The organism is Paraburkholderia sp. SIMBA_054 (assembly GCF_046534875.1).
GTDB classification, from domain to species: Bacteria; Pseudomonadota; Gammaproteobacteria; order Burkholderiales; family Burkholderiaceae; genus Paraburkholderia; species Paraburkholderia hospita.
In genome coordinates this window covers 1-237 of sequence record NZ_JAWRXV010001683.1, presented here as the reverse complement: position 1 = coordinate 237, position 237 = coordinate 1, and the positions used below count along the sequence as shown (strand labels likewise).

Below are 237 nucleotides of genomic sequence, written 5' to 3'. Positions count from 1 at the left end.
GAGAAGGTTTCGGTGACAATGCCCTCGTCGAAAGTTAAGGTTGCGATTGCGCAGGTCCTGAAGGACGAAGGCTATATCGATGATTTCGCAGTGAAGTCCGAAGGTGCGAAGTCTGAATTGAACATCGTGTTGAAGTACTACGCTGGCCGTCCGGTGATCGAGCGCATTGAGCGCGTCTCGAAGCCTGGTCTGCGTGTGTACCGCGGCCGTAACGACATCCCCGTGGTCATGAATGGC

At 54.9% G+C, this 237-nt stretch carries 1 protein-coding gene; it reads left to right on the top strand.

What is annotated here, in order from left to right; translation table 11 throughout:
* A partial coding sequence (rpsH, locus tag SB822_RS60820; protein WP_410859615.1) for a 30S ribosomal protein S8 occupies window positions 1-237 on the top strand: 237 nt, incomplete at both ends.